A 16,349-nucleotide genomic window follows, 5' to 3' on the forward strand; every position below is an offset into this window, starting at 1 on the left:
GTGACATCTCCGGCCGGGTTCCCGGTCGAGCCTACCGCCGGGCTTCCAACCGGGGTGGACAGCGCGCAATCGCGGGCCTGGCCGGGCCCTGCCGCGTAGGTTTGCGCCAGGACGCACAATCTGGATTTCCACCAGGTGTGCCTGCGCTGGGATCGACCCGGCACCACGACGGGAGGACGCCAGCCATGGCCCGGATCCAGAACGGTGTTGCAGCCGAGGTTGTGTGGAGCCCGTCGCTCCTCGACTACCGGCACTCCGCCGAACATCCGATGAGCCCGCGGCGTCTGGACCTGACCATGTCCCTGGCGACTGAACTGGGCGTGCTGCAGGGCGTGGAGATGTTGGATCCCGGGATGGCGAGCGACGAGGAACTGCTCCGGGTCCACACGTCCCGCTACATCGACGCGGTCAAGGCGGCCGGTGAGCTCCCGCCCGGTGAGCACCTCGGGATGAGCCACGGTCTGGGGACCGCCGACAACCCGATCTTCCCGGCGATGCATGAGGCCAGCGCCGCGGTTGCCGGTGGCACGCTCGCGGCGGCGCGGGCCATCGCCAGCGGCGCAGCAACCCGCGCGGTGTCCGTCGCGGGCGGTATGCACCACGCCATGCCGGCGGCCGCCGCCGGGTTCTGTGTGTACAACGATGCGGCGGTCGCCATCAGCTGGCTGCTCGACAACGGGTACGACCGCATCGCCTATGTGGACATCGACGTCCACCACGGGGACGGTGTCCAGGCCGCGTTCTACGAGGACCCGCGGGTCCTGACGATGTCGCTCCACCAACACCCGGCGACCCTGTGGCCGTCGACGGGCTGGGCCTCGGAGACCGGCGTCGGACGGGCCGAGGGCACCTCGGTGAACCTCGCGTTTCTCCCCGCGGTCACCGACGAGCTGTGGCTGCGCGGCTTCCACGCCGTGGTGCCGGGGGCGTTGCGCGCCTTCGAACCGCAGATCATCGTCATGCAGGCCGGGTGTGACTCGCACCGGGAGGACCCGCTCGCGGACCTCTCGCTCACCGTCGACGGTCACCGGGCCTCCTACCTGGAGGTGATCGCGCTGGCGGACGAGATCTGTGAGGGCCGGATCATCGCGATCGGCGGTGGGGGATACGAGCTGGTCCGTGTGGTCCCACGGTCCTGGACGCATCTCATCGCGGCGGTTCTGGGGGTCCCGGTCGAGCCGTCGACCGCGATCCCCGAGTCGTGGCGGACCATGGCCACCCGCTTCACGGTCCCGGACCGGGTCCCGGAGACGATGAGTGACGGTAGCGACGCCTCATACTCCCCGTGGGAGCCGTCGGGCGCCGACCGTGGGGTGGAGATGGACCGCACGCTGGCACGGCTGGATCAGTCGATCCTCGACACCCGGCGCTCCGTCTATCCCCTCCTGGGCCTCGACCCCGACGATCCCCGAGATTGACCCGACGTACCCCTGGCGGTACGGCGACACCCGCGACTCCCGACGCTCGTCCTTTGGAGGACCCTGATGGCTGACCCAGGCGACGGAACGACCGACGGCGACACCCCCGCGGTGACGCCGCCCGAACACGCCTCCACCGACACGGCGGTCGCCGAGTACCCGGAGGGTTACCCGCACGAGTGGGCGGCCGACGTCCTGGGCTCGGACGGGCGGGCGGTGCGCATCCGCCCGATCCTGCCCACGGACTCGGACAAGATCTCGCAGTTCCACTCCAGCCTGTCCGACCGGACTCGGTACCTGCGGTACTTCGGCTCCCACGACGTCCTGTCGGAGAAGGAACTACGCCGGATGACCCACGTGGACTACCGCGACCGGATGGCGTTCGTCGCCGAGCTGGGCGCGGAGATCATCGGGATGGCGATCTACGAGCGACTGCCCGACTCGACCTTCGCCGAGGTGGCGTTCACGATCTCCGATCAGCACCAGGGCCGGGGCCTGGGTTCGATCTTCCTCGAGCACCTCGGTGGAGCCGCCGCCGAGTGCGGGATCGATCACTTCGAGGCGGAGGTCCTGTCCGAGAACCGGTCGATGATCCAGGTGTTCCGGAGGGCAGGCTACGAGATCTCGCGCTCCTTCGACGGGTCGACCCTGCATCTCGAGTTCGCGATCGACCCCACCGAGGCGTTGACCAACGTCCGCAACTCCCGCGAGACGGCCGCGGAGGCGCGCAGTGTGGCGCGGGTCCTCACCCCGGGATCGGTGGCCGTGATCGGCGCCTCCGACCAGGTCGGGAAGATCGGTCACACGGTGCTGCGCAACCTCATCGGCAACGGGTTCACCGGCCCGGTCTACCCGGTCAACTCGGACGCGACCTCCGTCCAGTCCGTCCGCGCCTACTCCAGCGTGCGGGACATCCCGGACCCGGTCGACCTGGCCGTGGTGGCGGTCCCCGCGGCGTCGATGTCCGAGGTGCTCGACGACTGCCTGTCCAAGGGCGTGTCGACCCTCGTCGTGATCTCCGCCGGGTTCTCCGACGTCGGCAGCGCGGGCGTCGTGTCCGAGCGGCGACTGGTGAGCGAGGCCCGGGCACACGGGATGCGGGTGGTCGGCCCCAACGCCCTGGGCGTGATCAACACCTCCGCCGATGTACAGCTCAACGCGACCCTCGCCGAGGTGGTCCCGGGTCCCGGGCGGGCGGGCTTCTTCTGCCAGTCGGGTGCGCTGGGGATCGCCATCCTCGCGGCCGCCGCACGCAGGGGATTGGGCCTGTCGACCTTCGTCTCCGCGGGAAACCGCGCCGACCTCTCCGGCAACGACCTGCTCCAGTACTGGGACACCGACACCGGGACCGAAGTGGTGCTGCTCTACCTGGAGAGCTTCGGTAACGCCCGCAAGTTCTCGCGGATCGCGCGCCGGGTGGCCAGGAACAAGCCGGTGGTGGTGGTCCGGCGGGCGGCCGATGACCTCGAGTCGGGCGTTCAGGGGCTCACCGCGTCCGCCATCCGCGGACTGTTCCGGGACTCCGGACTCATCCAGGTGGACTCGATCACCGACATGTTCGACACGGCGACGTTGCTCGCCTACCAGCCGCTGCCGGCGGGGGGCCGCCTGGCGATCGTCGGGAACTCCACCGCTGTCGGCCGGCTGGGCGGGGACTCCGCCCGGCAACAGGGGTTCACCGTGGCGCATTCGGTGGACCTCGGTGCGGTCGCCTCCCCGGAGGATTTCCGCGAGGCGATCGCCGACCTCCTGGCGCGCGACGAGGTGGACTCGGTGCTCACGGTGTTCGTCCCACCCGTCGCCACGGAGCCCGACGCCTACGCGGAGGCCATCCGCGCCGCGGCGGCGGAGAGCGACAAGCCGGTGGTCAGTACGTTCCTCGCCGGGGAGGGCCTGCCGGAGGGACTCACCGTCACCGACGAGTCCGGTGTGGCGTCACGGGGATCCATCCCCTCGTATCCGTATCCGGAACGGGCGGTGTCCGCGTTGGTGCGGGCCCGCCGCTACGCCGAGTGGCTGGACCGACCCGCGGAGGAACCGGCGGAATTCGACGACATCGACCGCGTCCGCGCCCGGGAACTCGTCGACTCGCTGTGCCACTCCAACGCGGGAAGTGAATCGTTTGAACTCACGCAGGGGCAGGTCCGCGGCCTGCTGGAGTGCTACGGCATCGACATCGTCGACTACCGCGTAGCCGCGGAGGTCGATCAGGCCGTCATGGCGGCCGATGAACTCGGGTACCCGGTGGCAGTCAAGGCGATGACCGAGCAGTGGCGGACGCGCAGCGATCAGTCCGGGGTCCGGCTGGACCTGACCGGGCCGGCGGCGGTTCGTGATGCGTTCGAGTATCTCCAGGGGACCACCGGTTCGCGGTCGCTCCACATCCAGAAGATGGCGACCAAGGGCGTCGCGACGACCATCCGGGTGGCGGATCATCCGATCTTCGGTTCGCTCATCTCGTTCGGGCTGTCCGGGATGCTCTCGGACCTCCTGGCCGACCGCGCGTTCAGCACCTTGCCGGTCTCGCCGACCGAGGCCCGGTCGCTGCTCGACCGCCCCCGAGCCGCCCCCATCCTCGACGGGTACGCGGGGGACGCCCCGGCTGACCGCGACGCGTTGGTCGAGCTCATGGGCCGCATGTCGTGCCTGGTGGAGGACGTCCCCGAACTGCGCCACCTGTCTGTGGACCCGGCGCTCGCGGCCCCCGACGGTGTGTCGGTGTTGTACGCGCAGGTCCACCTGGGCCCGCCGCCGCGGTCCAGTGGCGACGTGGGCCCGCGGCGCCTGCGTTAGGGCACGCCTCGAACCGGGCCTGAGGGTAGCCCTGGGAACTCCGGAGCGGAGGGCTCCCCGGTTCGCCCGGAACCCCGCGAAGCCCCGGCTCCTGAAGAAGCCCCGGCTCCTGAAGAGGAGTCGGGGCTTCGGTGTGTGCGGGTTGGTCCGCCTATGAGTTAGTCCGCGTACGAGCGGAGCTTGTCCGCGCGGCGTCCCTCGCGGAGCTTGGACATGACCTCGCGTTCGATCTGTCGAACGCGCTCGCGGGAGAGCCCGAAGCGCTTGCCGATCTGGTCCAGGGTGCGCGGCTGCCCGTCGTCCAGGCCGAAACGCAGGGTGATGACCTGCTGCTCGCGCTCCTCCAGAGTGGCCAACACCGCGCGCACGTCCGAGTGCATCACGTTGGTCAGGACGGTGTTCTCGGCGCTGGTGGCCTCGGCGTCCTCGATGAAGTCACCCAAGGGGGCCTCTTCGTCCGCGCCGACCGGCATGTCCAGACTCACCGGGTCGCGGGAGTGGTCGAGCAACTCCTCGATCTTGTGGGCGAGGATGCCCGATTCCTCGGCGAGTTCCTCGAGCGTGGCCTCGCGACCGAGCTGCTGGTGGAGCTCGCGCTTGATGCGGGCGAGCTTGTTGACCTGCTCGACCAGGTGCACTGGCAGCCGGATGGTGCGGGACTGGTCAGCCATCCCGCGGGTGATGGCCTGACGGATCCACCACGTGGCGTAGGTCGAGAACTTGAAGCCCTTGGCGTAGTCGAACTTCTCCATGGCCCGGATGAGCCCGAGGTTGCCCTCCTGGATGAGGTCCAACAGCGGCATCCCGCGACCGGTGTAGCGCTTGGCCAGCGAGACCACGAGGCGGAGGTTGGCCTCGAGGAGATGGGCGCGAGCGGCCTCGCCCTCGTCGACGATCAGCTTGAGGTCGGCCTTCTTGGTGGGGCCCATGCGCTTCTTGGTTGCCAGGAGGTGGCGCGCGTACAGACCGGCCTCGATGCGCTTGGACAGCTCCACCTCGTCCTCGGCGTTGAGCAGTGCGGTCTTACCGATCCCGTTGAGGTAGACGCGGACGAGGTCCGCGCTGGGGCTCAGTCCGTCCGAATCCGCCCCCGTCCGACGATCTGATCGGGTGGTGGCTGACGTCATGTCTCCTCCTCCTGCCAGGCCCGGTAGATCAGGGCCGGCGTTCGGTTGCTGGTGGACGGATCAGGCGTGTGTCCGGGTCACGGTCACGTACTGCTACAACGGCGATGACCCACGGAATGTTCCCGGCCTCATGACGTTCGTCACGATCGGGGAGCACGGGAGGGGTGGTCCAGCACGCGGGATCGGTACGTGTGCACGGAACGTGTGGCACGGCACCTGACGTTCAGCACCGGACGATCAGCTCGTGTCGATCAGAACAGTGAACGGGCCGTCGTTGACGGAGTGGACCCGCATCATCGCCCCGAACGCACCGGTGGCCACCTCCAACCCCTTCTCGCGCAGGCCGCGGACCACCGCCTCCACCACGGGCTCGGCGCGCGCCCCGGGGGCGGCTCGGGACCACGACGGCCGGCGGCCCTTGGCGGTCGATCCCATGAGGGTGAACTGACTGACCACCAACACGGGCGCACCGATGTCGATTGCGCTCTTCTCGTCGTGCAGGATCCGCAGCTCCGAGATCTTGCGGACCATGGTGGCGATGTCCGCCTCGTCGTCGTCGGTCGACACCCCGAGCAGGACCAGCAGACCGGGACCTCCGAGCGCACCGACGACCTCGTCGTCCACGGTGACCGACGCCTCGGTGACGCGGGAGACCACCGCTCTCATCGGTCGTCGTGCCGTGCGGCGTCGTGCCCGGCGGCGACGGCCGCCCGGACGCCCGGGGGCAACAACCCGGGGACGTCGACAGGGACCACGACACCGTGGAGGAACAGGTCGGCCACGACCCTCCGCACGGGGTCCGCGAGCTCGTCCGGGTCTTCGCCCGCCCCGGCGGCGGCCAGCACGACCAGATCCTCGAGGGGGAGGGCACCCATGCGGGCGCCCCGGAGGACGCTGGCGGTGAGGGGGTCGATCTCGTGCCGCCAGCGCGCGCCGGTCACGCGCTCGACGACGACCGTCGTGGCGGCTTCTGATGCCCCGTCCTCCCCGATCCCCGGCGCGAGGGACTCGGAGACGTGGAGGTGGACATCGGGGGAGACGGTGAAGACGGTGGCGTCCAGGGCTTCCGCCCGGCCACCGTGATGGTCCGTGGCCTCCCGCAACCACGCGGTGCGGGCGAAGTAGGCCTCGGCCTCGTCCCCCAGACCCTCGCCGAACGCATGGTTGAGGTCCTCACAGAGGACCGAGGAGGGACCGTCGATCCGGCGCAGGAAGACGTAACCGAAACCGACCCGGGCGACCCCCTCCTGTTGGAAGTGGTCGAGCCACGCCTCGGCAGCGCGCGTCGTGGCCTCGTCGCGCGGGTCCATGCCCTCGTCGGAGAGCCAGGTCCACACGTAGAGCTCGGGGTCGGAGGAGTCGCGCCGGAGGAACCAGGCGTCGACCCCCTCGTCGGGGATCCACGTGGACAGGTGCGACCTCCAGTCGGTGTCGTCCCGCTCCACCCAGGACGCCAGCAGGATCGCCGTCCCGCCCTCGGCCAGGAGCCCGGGGGCGCCGGAGACGACCGTCTGGCTGGCCCCGTCGAGGGCGAGCCCGGACTCGCGGTACGAGTGACCGAGCTCGGTGGGGCCCACGACGAAGGGCGGGTTGGCCACGATCCGGTCGAACCGGCGCCCGGCGACGGGGTCGAACCACGGGCCCTCGAGCAGTTCGGCCTCCAGGCCGTTGACGGCGAGGGTGGCGGCCGCCAGGTCGAGGCAGCGTGGGGTGATGTCGGTGCCGGTCGCGGCACGGGCGGTCTCGAGCGCATGGACCAGCTGGATCCCACAACCGGTGCCCAGGTCCAGAACGGTGTCCGCGGGCGAGGTCGGCGTGACCCGCAGGAGGGAGAGCGTGGCCTGGCCGACGCCGAGGACGTGGTCCGGCCGGGTGACGGTGTGGGCCATCGACCCGTCGATGTCGGCGAAGACCCACCGCGTCCCGTGACCGGTGTCGACGGGGCGCAGATCGACTGCTCCGCGCAGGCACCCTTCCGGGGAGCCCGGCCGGGTCCAGAGGCTGGCGGCGATCCCGTCTTCCACGTCGACACCGCCGATGGCCGCGGCGACCTCCTGCTCCGGCACCGCATCTCCCAGGATGAACAGGCGCACCAGGGCCCCGGCCTTCCCCGCGGTCCGTGCGTGCCGACGCACCGATGCCGCGTCGGACCGGGCGAGCGCCGACACCGCGTCCGGCCCCAGCGACTCCTCCAACCCGGAGACGGTGTAGCCGTGCTCGCGGAACGCCTCCGCCAGCATCGGTGCGAGATCGGCGAGGGACGGGGAGGGGAGGGTCACGGTGCGGGATCACTCTCGTCGGGTGTCGGGGTGCTGTGGCGGGAAGTGGTGTCGTCAGAGGTGCGATCGCCGGGGGTGGCGTCGGTGGGAGTTCTCTCGCTGGAGGTGCGGTCGCTCGGGGTGTCGGCGCCGGGGGCACTGCTGCTGGGGGCGCTGCCCGCCATCCCCGTGACCCCCGACGGGAGCGCATAGGGGGTGTGGTTGGACAGGGCCCCCGCGGAGTACCGGCGTGCCTGTCCCTTGGGCAACGGCGGTCGGTCGTTGGCGCCGATCACCGCGATCCACGGGAGCGGGATGGACCCGCCGACGATCGCCAGCGCGATCCAGGGGTTGTTCCAGAGCGCCAGGGAGCCGGCGGCCAGCAGTAGGGCCGGGATCCGGATACCCATGAGGAGGAAGTACCGCCTCTTCCGGGCGGCGAGTTCGTCCCGGTAGGACTCCCGCGCCGCGGTGATCAGTACGGGAGCCGCGGTGTCATCCCGATCCGTGGACCGCTTGCGCCGGAAGTCGGGTGCCATGGCCCCCAAGGTACTCCGGCGTTGGCGCACGGACGCCTGGGTGCGGCATCATGAGGGGGTGAGCACCACCCGGACTAAAACACTCGAGCGCCCCGAGGTCACCACGACCGAGGAGACGCAGGACGACGCCCCCAAATTCTTCCACTACGTGGACAAGAGCAAGATCGCCGAGAGCGCGGTCATGGGCTCCTACGTGATCGCCCTGTGCGGCGAGGTCTTCCCGGTGACCCGGTCCGCCAAGCCCGGTTCTCCCGTGTGCCCCGAGTGCAAGCGCGTCTACGAAGCCCTGAAGCCTGGTGAGTGAACCCGGCGCGGTCCCGGGCACCGAGGAACAGACCGCAGACGCCACGACTTCCGTAACCGGGGGTGCGCCGCTGCGCGCCTGGCAGCGGACCGCGCTGCGCAAGTACCTCATGGCCCGGCCGAAGGACTTCCTCGCCGTGGCCACTCCCGGCGCGGGTAAGACCACGTTCGGTCTGCGCGTGGCCACCGAGCTCCTGACCGACCGGACGGTTGACTCGATCACGGTCGTCGCCCCCACCGAGCACCTCAAGTACCAGTGGGCCGGGGCGGCCGCGCGGGCCGGGATCGCCCTGGACCCCGAGTACTCCAACTCCTCCGGTGCCCTCGCGCCGGAGTACCACGGAGTGGTGGTGACGTACGCCCAGGTGGCCGCGCACCCGTTCAAGCACCGGGAGCGAACCGCGTCCCGCCGCACCCTGGTGATCCTCGACGAGATCCACCACGGCGGCGACGCCAAGAGCTGGGGGGACGGCATCCGCGAGGCGTTCGACGACGCCGAGCGCCGGCTCTCGCTGACCGGTACGCCCTTCCGGTCGGACGACAGCCCGATCCCGTTCGTCACCTACGAACCCGACGGGCAGGGCCACCAGCGTTCCAAGGCGGACCACTCCTACGGCTACGCCGACGCACTGGCCGACGGCGTGGTCCGGCCCGTGGTCTTCCTGGCGTACTCGGGTGAGGCCCGCTGGCGCACCAATGCGGGCGAGGAGTTCTCGGCCCGTCTCGGTGAGCCGCTCAGTGCGGACCAGAACTCCCGCGCCTGGCGGGTAGCGCTCGACCCCCACGGCGACTGGATGCCGGCTGTGTTGCAGGCAGCGCACACCCGTCTCCGGCAGATCAGGGCCGCCGGAGTCGCCGACGCCGGTGGACTGGTGATCGCCACAGATCAGGAGCGCGCGCGGGAATACGCGGCGTTGCTCCACGAGATCACCGGCCGACCCCCCGTCGTCGTCCTCTCCGACGATCCCACCGCCACGAGCCGGATCGGGACGTTCTCGGACTCGACCGACGAGTGGATGGTGGCCGTCCGGATGGTCTCCGAGGGCGTGGACGTCCCGCGTCTCTGCGTGGGCGTCTACGCCACCAGCGCGTCGACACCCCTGTACTTCGCTCAGGCCATCGGCCGCTTCGTCCGATCACGCAGACCGGGGGAGACGGCGTCGGTGTTCCTCCCGTCGGTCCCGGTGCTGCTGCAACTCGCCTCGCAGATGGAAGCGCAGCGCGACCACGTCCTGGGCAAGCCACACCGCGAGGACGGCCTCGAGGACGAGCTGCTCGCCCAGGCAAACAAGCAGCAAGACGAGGCGGACAACGCCGACGAGGAGGACAAGGGATACATCTCCCTCGGGGCCGACGCGGAGCTCGACCAGATCCTGTACGAGGGGTCCTCGTACGGCACGGCCACGTTCGCCGGGAGCGAGGAGGAGGCCGACTACATCGGGCTCCCCGGACTACTCGGCGCGGACGACGTCAAGGCCCTCCTGCGTCAGCGGGAGAAGAACCAGATCCGGCGGGCGTCCGGAGAGGCGTCGTCGGGGGTCGGTTCTGTGGCTGTGGTCGGCGTCGACCCGACGATCTCCGGGGCCACGATTCCCGGGAACGTCGCGGGACCCGGCGCGAACGCGGGTGCCGCGGCCGATCGTGTGGCCTCCGCTGCCGAACTCAAGGACCTCCGCCGCCAGCTCAACACGTTGGTGTCGGTGTACTCGGGTCGCCTGGGCAAGTCCCATGGCGCGATCCACACGCAATTGCGGAACTCGTGTGGCGGTCCGCCGGTGCCCATGGCCTCGGGCGAGCAGATCCGCGAGCGGATCTCCCTGTTGCGGAGCTGGTAACGGGCTTCGGCGCCCGGGTCGACGTTTCGGCGCCCGGGTCGACGTGTCGTCGCCCGGGCCGAGCAGTCCGCCAGCGCGACAGGCTCGGGATGCGCTGCGTCTCTGACCTGCGATGTCTCTCTGGTCCCTACCGCCAGCGCAGGTCCGCCCAGAGCGGGCACTCTGCCAGCGCGAGCCGATCCGGCAGCGTAACCGGAGCCGGACGCGCTGCCGGAATGCCATTCATGCAACCGCACGGGCTCAGGCGCACCCGGCCGCGGCAGCGGACCCCCTGGGACAGACGAGAGCGGGCCCGTCGCCGAGATCTCGACGACGGGCCCGCAGTTGTCCCTCGTGGATCAGTCCAGGTAGTCGCGCAGGACCTGCGAGCGCGACGGGTGGCGCAGCTTGGACATGGTCTTGGACTCGATCTGCCGGATGCGCTCGCGCGTGACGCCGTACACCTGACCGATCTCGTCCAGGGTGCGCGGGAGGCCGTCGGTCAGACCGAAGCGCAGCCGGACCACGCCGGCCTCACGCTCGGAGAGCGTGTCCAGCACCGAGCGCAGCTGATCCTGCAGGAGCGTGAAGCTCACGGCGTCGACCGCGACCACGGCCTCGGAGTCCTCGATGAAGTCGCCGAGCTGCGAGTCGCCCTCGTCGCCGATGGTCTGGTCCAGCGAGATGGGTTCCCGGGCGTACTGCTGGATCTCCAGCACCTTCTCCGGGGTGATGTCCATCTCCTTGGCCAGCTCCTCAGGCGTGGGCTCGCGGCCCAGGTCCTGGAGCAGCTCGCGCTGGATGCGGCCGAGCTTGTTGATGACCTCGACCATGTGCACCGGGATGCGGATGGTGCGGGCCTGGTCGGCCATCGCGCGGGTGATCGCCTGGCGGATCCACCAGGTGGCGTACGTGGAGAACTTGTAGCCCTTGGTGTAGTCGAACTTCTCGACCGCGCGGATCAGACCGAGGTTGCCCTCCTGGATGAGGTCCAGGAACGCCATGCCGCGGCCCGTGTAGCGCTTGGCCAGGGAGACGACCAGGCGCAGGTTGGCCTCGAGCAGGTGGTTCTTGGCGCGGACGCCGTCGCGCTCGATCCAGCGGAAGTCACGACGCTGCGCGGTGGTGAGCTTCTCGCCACGCTCGGCGACCTGTGCGATGTGCCAGGTTGCGTAGAGGCCGGCCTCGATGCGCTTGGCCAGCTCGACCTCCTCCTCGGCGTTGAGGAGTGCGACCTTGCCGATCTGCTTGAGGTAGGCGCGGACGGAGTCGGCGGACGCGGTCAGCTCAGCGTCCTTGCGGGCCTGCCGCAGTGCTTCGGACTCGTCCTCGTCCCAGACGAAGTCGCCCGACGCCTTGTCCTTGGAGCTGGGTGCCCCCTTGGTCTCCTCGTCGGCTTCCTCGTCCTCGATGTCGTCCACCACGACCTCGACGTCCTCGAGCGCGGCGGGGTCCGGCTCGACGTCGACCGCGTCGGTGGGCACCTCGTCGATCGCAGCGGCGTCACCCGCGGCCGCGGTCTTCTTGGCGGGCACGGCCTTCTTCGCAGCCGTCTTCTTGGCGGCGGTCTTCTTCGCCGCGGTCTTCTTGGCGGGCGCGGCCTTCTTGGCTGGCGCCTTGCGCGCCGCGGTCTTCTTGGCGGGGGCCTCGCCCGTGACCTCGGTGTCCGACGGATCGCCGCTCATAGCGGAATCCGAACTGGTGGTCTTCGTGGCTGCCACAAACGCCCCTTCACAACCGGTAACTCAATGGGATACGGGGACCGATGCGCGTCGTCTGCCGACACTCGAGCCATCCGCCTTGCGGTTCCTGGCCCGTCCCCGACCGGTACGTGATCCCGGCCTGCGCCATTGTAACGACGAACGCGCCGGGGGGTCGCATCAGGCACGGCCGGACTGGTCAGTACCCGCCCGGGGACAGCGCGTCCCCGAGGTCCAGGAGGCCCGCGTGCCCGGCGGCGAACAGGGCCGCGCCGATGATCCCGGCGTCGTTGAGGCGCACGGCAGGTCGGACCGGGGTGCGGTTCTCCAGCAGCGGGAACCAGTCGGCGGCGGCCTCGCTGACCCCGCCGCCGAGGACGAACGCGCGCGGCCAGAGCAGGTCCTCGATGGACCGGAGCACGTTGGACACGTGCGGCGCCCAGTCCTGGAAGCTCAGGCCGTCCCGGGCGCGGACCGCGGCGGAGGCCAGGTGCTCGGCTTCGTCGAAGCCGCGTCCGGCGATGTCCTCCACGTGGAGGTGTCCGAACTCGGTGTTGGGGATCAGACGGCCGTTGAGCAGCAGCGCAGAACCTATCCCGGTGCCGAAGGTCAACAGGATGACCAGGCCCTCGACGCCCTCACCGGCGCCGTAGTGCACCTCTGTGAGCCCTGCGGCGTCGGCGTCGTTGAGCATGACCACCGAGCGCCCGGGGAGGTGGCGGTCGAACAATTCCACCACGTCGCACCCGATCCAGGAGGAGTCGATGTTGTGGGCGATCCTCGCCACCCCCTCGTGGATGACACTCGGCAGGGCCACGCCCACCGGCCCCTCCCAACCGAACTCCTCGACCATCTGGCGGATCGTCTCGGCGACCGCGTCCGGCGTCGCCGGTTGCGGGGTGTCGCGGATGAGCCGCTCGCCGATGAGTTCGCCGGAGCCGAGGTCGACCTTCCCGACCTTGATCCCGGTGCCGCCGACGTCCACCCCCAGACCGGTTGACGTGACCGGCGGGGAGTGGTGCTCGTCAGGGGTGGGGGTGGACATCCGAGGACTCCCGCGGGACGGGCCGTGGGGGACACGGCGGGTGGGTGGTGGTCATCGGGCCGCCGGGGCACGATGAGGGCGACGAGCGTCCGTTCGCCAGCGTATCCGTCCGGCCGCCGCGCGTGGCCGGTTCGTCCGGGCGCGACCACGACGACACGGCGGCAACGACGACGACGACCACCACCACAACAACCACAACAATGACGACGACGAGGGGAGCCGGGATGGCAGGGGAGACGGTCGACGAGACAGCGGGGCGGCCCGGCACGGACATGCTCGATGAGCTGAGGGAGTTCGCCGACCACCTCGCGGTCTCCGGCGGCGACGTGGCCCGGCGGATGCTGGAGCGGTTCACCTCCACCGGGCTGGATTCGCGTTCCAAGAGTTCGACGACCGATCCGGTCACCGTCATCGACACCTCGGTCGAGGAACACCTCCGCGCCGAGGTGGCCTCCGCGAGATCCGGTGACCGGGTCCTGGGGGAGGAGGGCGGGGAGGCATCGATGCCGGGCGAGTCGGGGAGAGCGCGGTCGCCGGGCGACGCCTGGAGCGTGCGATGGGTGATCGATCCGGTCGACGGGACGGTCAACCTGCTCTACGGCATCCCCTTCACCGCGGTCTCCGTGGCGGCGGAGGTGGACGGAGTCGTCGTCGCGGGGGCTGTTCACAACATCGTCACCCGCGAGACCTGGACGGCGGCCTCCGGCCGCGGGGCGACACTCAGGGATGCAGACGGGTCGGTGTCCGTGATCACGCCGTCGGAGTGCGACGCGCTGTCACTGGCACTCGTCGGGACCGGCTTCTCCTACGACTCTCTGGTACGTGCGGAACAGGGCCGGGTGGTCGCCGAACTCCTCCCGCGGATCAGGGACATCCGGCGCTGTGGATCAGCGGCGTTGGACCTGTGCATGGTCGCCACCGGTCGCGTGGACGCGTACTACGAGCGCTGCCTCAAGCCGTGGGATCACGCCGCGGGTGCACTGATCGCGTCCGAGGCCGGGGCGGTGGTGTCGGTCTCCACCGACGATGCCGTCCCCACTACGGCTGTCGCGCCCGGCGTCGCGCGTGAGTTCCTGCAGGCGCTCGGCGGGTGCGTCAGCAGTTGACCGAGCGCGCGGCCTCCAGCTCGGTGGTGATGGGCTGGCGGCCCACCTTGAGCTCGTCGAGGGCTGCCACCGCGGCCGCCGAGTCGGACAGCCGGGAGAAGATGGTTCCCAGGACGAGGTCGGCCGAGGCGTCGTCACGTCCGTCGTCGACCAGCTGCATGCACGGAGCCGCGAGCGAGAGCGACCGGGCGGTCGCCTGTCCGGCCTCGCCGTAGCGGATCTGGCCGTGGCATTCGAGAGCCTGCGCATAGACCGGGTCGTTGCCCGTCGCGTCGGCGCCGGCGGGCTGGAACCCGCTCTCGGCGAGCTGGGCGGCGACCGCGCCGGCCTGGCCGCTCTGGCCGTTCGCGTTGAGCACCCGGACCCTGGTGTCGGCCAGCAGCGCCGGCACGACGGAGTCCAGAGCGCTCGCCGGTTGTTCCCGCAGGCCGGCCTCCTCCGCTGCCGGGGTGACCGGGCAGGCCGCCGCCTCTGTCGCGACGTCACTTCCCCGCAGGGCGAGCGTCCAGACCAGGCCTCCCAGAACCAGGGCGATCACCACGAAGAACACGTAGGGGCTGCGCAGACGTCCCATCCCCCGGGTGGGGGTCGGGCTGGGTACTGTCTGAGTGCTGAGGTGGACGACCATGAGGGCCCTTCCTGCAGGTATCGCGGTGCCGGAGCCCGGTACGGGGCTGCCGCATCACTGTAATCGCCGCCGGTCCGGCGGCCTCGTCGAGGCACGAGATGGGCCGGGGATGAAATTCTTGCCGGTTCCCGCTAGTATGCGTGCGCTGGTCGGTCCACGATCGAACCACCCTCCCTCATCAGCAGACCGTAGAGAAGAGACTCATGGCAACCGACTACGACGCACCCCGCCGGACCGAAGCGGATGAGATCTCCGGCGATTCGCTGGAGGAGCTCAAGGCCCGCCGGGCCGAGGGCGCCACCGGTGAGGTCGACGTGGACGAGACGGTCACCGCCGAGACCTACGAGCTCCCCGGTGCGGATCTGTCCGGCGAGGAACTCACTGTCCGCGTGGTCCCCGAGCAGGAGAACGAGTTCACCTGCGGGGAGTGCTTCCTCGTCCACCACCGCAGCCGCTTCGCCGAGGAGCGGGACGGATTCGCCATCTGCGTGGACTGCGCGGGCTGACCGGATCAGCTGTACTGGTTGTCCGGCAGCGCTGCCGCGAGTCCCTCGGGGTCGCGGGTGCTGATCAACCAGTACGGCGTGGGGTCCAGCGGGTCGTCCAGGACGACGATCACCATCGTGGGGATGTACCCACGGTGGACCACGAACGCCTCGGGATCGAGCTGACGCCCCATCGCGGCCTGCTTCGCGGTGGCCGGGACCACGGCGCTGCGCGAGATCGCGTCGAACGGCAACCGTGCGCGCCCCGCGTACAGCGTCCCGCCACCCTGACCGTCGGACTCGACCTCGATCCGCTCGCGACCTACGGTGACGAACAGCCACGCGAGTAGGGCGGGGGCGATCACCACGAGAATCCACATCCACCACGGCGCCCCCACTACGACGGCCAGGGCCAGCGCGATAGCGGTGCCGGCGGCCAGAGCCACCCACCACCACACGGGCACCCGGAGGCGTTCCGAGTGCACCGGGCGCGGCGCTCGGTCGGGCGGGGGTCGGAGGTCGTCGTCGGTCACGGCATCAAGACTATCGATCATCCGGGCGGGGCCCGGAAGGAGGGCGGCGACCACATGGACGACTCCACGCACCGCGCACAACCCGTCGGGGTGTTGCGCCTGCGACGGCTCGACCCCGGGCTCCCTGTCCCGGTCCGGGCACACGCGTCGGATGCGGGGATCGACCTGTACTCCGCCGAGGACTGCGAACTCGCGCCCGGGCACCGGTCCCTCGTGGGCACAGGAGTCGCCGTCGCGATCCCGGAAGGGTACGTGGGGCTCGTGCACCCCAGATCGGGCCTGGCCGCGCGTGCTGGTCTCTCGATCGTCAACGCCCCGGGCACCGTCGACGCCGGATACCGGGGGGAGATCAGGGTCAACCTCATCAACCTCGACCCGTCTGAACCGGTACGGATCGAACGCGGTGATCGCATCGCCCAGCTGCTCGTCCAGCGGGTCGAACTGTGGGACGTGGTCGAGGTGGACGAGCTGGATCAGACCGATCGCGGCGAGGGTGGCCACGGGTCGACTGGTGGGCACCACCGCCTGACCTGACCGGCAGCGACTAGTTTGGTTAGCGTCTAGTAGGCACGGCCCCGTCCGGGGCCGGGTCGCACGCGG

Annotated in this window: 15 protein-coding genes; 7 read left to right on the forward strand and 8 right to left on the reverse strand. The window is 70.3% G+C overall.

From position 1 onward, the window contains the following. The first annotated feature begins 185 nt into the window (after positions 1-185). Positions 186-1,418, forward strand: a complete 1,233-nt coding sequence (locus R4P08_RS15820) for an acetoin utilization protein AcuC (protein WP_317814857.1) — start codon at positions 186-188, stop codon at positions 1,416-1,418. Positions 1,419-1,484: 66 nt separating this feature from the next. Then, on the forward strand, positions 1,485-4,211 hold the full coding sequence (locus R4P08_RS15825; RefSeq protein ID WP_317814858.1) for a GNAT family N-acetyltransferase: 2,727 nt from the start codon (positions 1,485-1,487) through the stop codon (positions 4,209-4,211). Positions 4,212-4,369: 158 nt separating this feature from the next. Here R4P08_RS15825 and R4P08_RS15830 read toward each other — a convergent pair whose 3' ends face one another. The 4 genes from R4P08_RS15830 to R4P08_RS15845 form a co-directional block, all read right to left on the reverse strand. Continuing rightward, the gene (locus tag R4P08_RS15830; RefSeq protein WP_317814859.1) at positions 4,370-5,338 is read right to left on the reverse strand and encodes a sigma-70 family RNA polymerase sigma factor; all 969 of its coding nucleotides are present in this window, start codon (positions 5,336-5,338) and stop codon (positions 4,370-4,372) included. A gap of 237 nt (positions 5,339-5,575) precedes the next feature. Continuing rightward, complete coding sequence (gene dtd, locus R4P08_RS15835; RefSeq protein WP_317814860.1) at positions 5,576-6,004, reverse strand: D-aminoacyl-tRNA deacylase; 429 nt, start codon at positions 6,002-6,004, stop codon at positions 5,576-5,578. Further along, entirely contained in the window at positions 6,001-7,617 is a 1,617-nt protein-coding gene (locus R4P08_RS15840; protein WP_317814861.1) for a methyltransferase, read from the reverse strand. Before R4P08_RS15840 ends, dtd begins: the two co-directional genes overlap by 4 nt. Then, positions 7,614-8,135, reverse strand: a complete 522-nt coding sequence (locus R4P08_RS15845; RefSeq protein ID WP_317814862.1) for a DUF3099 domain-containing protein — start codon at positions 8,133-8,135, stop codon at positions 7,614-7,616. The genes R4P08_RS15840 and R4P08_RS15845 overlap by 4 nt, the downstream gene beginning before the upstream one ends. A 58-nt stretch (positions 8,136-8,193) precedes the next feature. Here R4P08_RS15845 and R4P08_RS15850 point away from each other — a divergent pair, with 58 nt between their 5' ends. Together R4P08_RS15850 and R4P08_RS15855 are read left to right on the forward strand one after the other, a co-directional pair. Then, positions 8,194-8,439, forward strand: a complete 246-nt coding sequence (locus R4P08_RS15850; RefSeq protein WP_317814863.1) for a DUF3039 domain-containing protein — start codon at positions 8,194-8,196, stop codon at positions 8,437-8,439. After that, positions 8,432-10,273 (forward strand): DEAD/DEAH box helicase, encoded by a 1,842-nt coding sequence (locus R4P08_RS15855; protein ID WP_411741223.1) that lies wholly within the window; start codon positions 8,432-8,434, stop codon positions 10,271-10,273. The genes R4P08_RS15850 and R4P08_RS15855 overlap by 8 nt, the downstream gene beginning before the upstream one ends. A 338-nt stretch (positions 10,274-10,611) precedes the next feature. Here the strand turns inward: R4P08_RS15855 and R4P08_RS15860 are convergent, their stop codons facing one another. Both R4P08_RS15860 and ppgK read right to left on the reverse strand, forming a co-directional pair. Then, the gene (locus tag R4P08_RS15860; RefSeq protein WP_317814864.1) at positions 10,612-11,973 is read right to left on the reverse strand and encodes an RNA polymerase sigma factor; all 1,362 of its coding nucleotides are present in this window, start codon (positions 11,971-11,973) and stop codon (positions 10,612-10,614) included. A 178-nt stretch (positions 11,974-12,151) separates the two neighbouring features. Continuing rightward, positions 12,152-12,997 (reverse strand): polyphosphate--glucose phosphotransferase, encoded by an 846-nt coding sequence (ppgK, locus tag R4P08_RS15865; protein ID WP_317814865.1) that lies wholly within the window; start codon positions 12,995-12,997, stop codon positions 12,152-12,154. A gap of 224 nt (positions 12,998-13,221) precedes the next feature. Here ppgK and R4P08_RS15870 point away from each other — a divergent pair, with 224 nt between their 5' ends. Continuing rightward, entirely contained in the window at positions 13,222-14,103 is an 882-nt protein-coding gene (locus R4P08_RS15870) for an inositol monophosphatase family protein (protein WP_411741226.1), read from the forward strand. Here R4P08_RS15870 and cei read toward each other — a convergent pair. Next, complete coding sequence (gene cei / locus R4P08_RS15875) at positions 14,093-14,677, reverse strand: envelope integrity protein Cei (protein WP_317814867.1); 585 nt, start codon at positions 14,675-14,677, stop codon at positions 14,093-14,095. The genes R4P08_RS15870 and cei overlap by 11 nt on opposite strands. Positions 14,678-14,934: 257 nt before the next feature. Here cei and R4P08_RS15880 point away from each other — a divergent pair, with 257 nt between their 5' ends. Next, positions 14,935-15,237 carry a DUF4193 domain-containing protein gene (locus R4P08_RS15880; protein ID WP_317814868.1) on the forward strand — a complete coding sequence of 101 codons (303 nt, stop codon included), beginning with the start codon at positions 14,935-14,937 and terminating at the stop codon, positions 15,235-15,237. Positions 15,238-15,242: 5 nt separating this feature from the next. Here the strand turns inward: R4P08_RS15880 and R4P08_RS15885 are convergent, their stop codons facing one another. Then, a complete protein-coding gene (locus R4P08_RS15885) occupies positions 15,243-15,749 on the reverse strand; it encodes a DUF3093 domain-containing protein (protein WP_317814869.1) in 507 nt (168 codons plus the stop codon). 54 nt (positions 15,750-15,803) lie between these two features. On the opposite strand from R4P08_RS15885, the gene dut reads away from it, so the two are divergent. Further along, positions 15,804-16,283: a dUTP diphosphatase gene (dut, locus tag R4P08_RS15890; protein WP_317814870.1), complete on the forward strand. Its 480-nt coding sequence runs from the start codon at positions 15,804-15,806 to the stop codon at positions 16,281-16,283. Positions 16,284-16,349: the final 66 nt, after the last annotated feature.

It is taken from the genome of Rhodococcus sp. IEGM 1408, assembly GCF_033142235.1.
Lineage (GTDB): Bacteria > Actinomycetota > Actinomycetes > Mycobacteriales > Mycobacteriaceae > Dietzia.

Excerpts from the sequence above, each read along its gene's own strand:
- R4P08_RS15820 (WP_317814857.1), top strand. The coding sequence starts at position 186 with ATGGCCCGGATCCAGAACGGTGTTGCAGCCGAGGTTGTGTGGAGCCCG.
- R4P08_RS15825 (WP_317814858.1), top strand. The coding sequence starts at position 1,485 with ATGGCTGACCCAGGCGACGGAACGACCGACGGCGACACCCCCGCGGTG.
- R4P08_RS15830 (WP_317814859.1), bottom strand. The coding sequence starts at position 5,338 with ATGACGTCAGCCACCACCCGATCAGATCGTCGGACGGGGGCGGATTCG.
- dtd (WP_317814860.1), bottom strand. The coding sequence starts at position 6,004 with ATGAGAGCGGTGGTCTCCCGCGTCACCGAGGCGTCGGTCACCGTGGAC.
- R4P08_RS15845 (WP_317814862.1), bottom strand. The coding sequence starts at position 8,135 with ATGGCACCCGACTTCCGGCGCAAGCGGTCCACGGATCGGGATGACACC.
- ppgK (WP_317814865.1), bottom strand. The coding sequence starts at position 12,997 with ATGTCCACCCCCACCCCTGACGAGCACCACTCCCCGCCGGTCACGTCA.
- R4P08_RS15870 (WP_411741226.1), top strand. The coding sequence starts at position 13,222 with ATGGCAGGGGAGACGGTCGACGAGACAGCGGGGCGGCCCGGCACGGAC.
- cei (WP_317814867.1), bottom strand. The coding sequence starts at position 14,677 with ATGGGACGTCTGCGCAGCCCCTACGTGTTCTTCGTGGTGATCGCCCTG.
- R4P08_RS15880 (WP_317814868.1), top strand. The coding sequence starts at position 14,935 with ATGGCAACCGACTACGACGCACCCCGCCGGACCGAAGCGGATGAGATC.
- dut (WP_317814870.1), top strand. The coding sequence starts at position 15,804 with ATGGACGACTCCACGCACCGCGCACAACCCGTCGGGGTGTTGCGCCTG.